Raw genomic sequence first — 932 nt, forward strand, 5'->3', positions numbered from 1 at the left:
TGTGACTGCTAGAATAAAGTAGACAGTTTTCGCTAGATAAAATGAAACACTTATTTACCCAAATATACCAATCAAAATAATGAACTAACCACTGTAAAATGATTAAGTTAAATTCATTTCATCAGTGGGAGGACAGATAAAGGTGGATAAGTGGGAAATGTATATGGAAATCAATCAATTACTTAAACAAGGATTTAGTAAATCAAAGGTGGCAGAGAAACTAGGAATTTCAAGATCAACAGTCCATCGCTATTTAAAGAAATCACCAGCCGATATGGCCGAATGGGTTGATTCAATTAAAACGAAAGCTAAAAAATTAGATCCTTATAAAGACCTAATACTATCGTGGTTGAATGAGCACCCTGATATGTCATCTGCACAAGTGCAAGATTGGCTAGAAGAGAGGTATGAAGATTTAGAAATTGGGGAGAGTACAGTTCGATCCTATGTAAGAGAACTTAGAGAAGAATATAAAATAGAAAAAGAAACCTCCCCTCGTATCTATGAAGCAATACCAGATCCCCCAATGGGAGAACAAGTCCAAGTTGACTTTGGGCAAACGAAGCAACTAACTCCAGACAAAAAAGAGGTTAAACTATACTTTATTGCCTTCGTCTTGTCTCATTCTAGATATAAATATAAAGAATGGCTTGATCGACCATTTACAACACAAGACGTTATACGAACACATGAAAATGCCATCAAGTGGTTTGGTGGAATACCTAATGAATTTGTATATGATCAGGATAGCCTTATCGTAGTAAGTGAAAATGGTGGAGATTTAATTCTAACTAAAGAGTTTCAACAATATAAGGAGTCAAGAAACTTAACCCTTCGGGTTTGTCGAAAAGCTGACCCTGAAAGTAAAGGTCGGATTGAAAATGTAGTTGGCTTCGTTAAGAAAAATTTCGCAAAACATCGTGTATTCCATA

The 932-nt window shown here is 35.4% G+C and carries 1 protein-coding gene; it reads left to right on the forward strand.

From position 1 onward, the window contains the following. Nucleotides 1-142 precede the first annotated feature (142 nt). The coding region (locus Q1B07_RS26665) for a DDE-type integrase/transposase/recombinase (protein WP_299095843.1) at nt 143-932 on the forward strand (790 nt) is incomplete at its 3' end.

The organism is uncultured Metabacillus sp., assembly GCF_947503125.1.
Classification (GTDB): domain Bacteria; phylum Bacillota; class Bacilli; order Bacillales; family Bacillaceae; genus Metabacillus.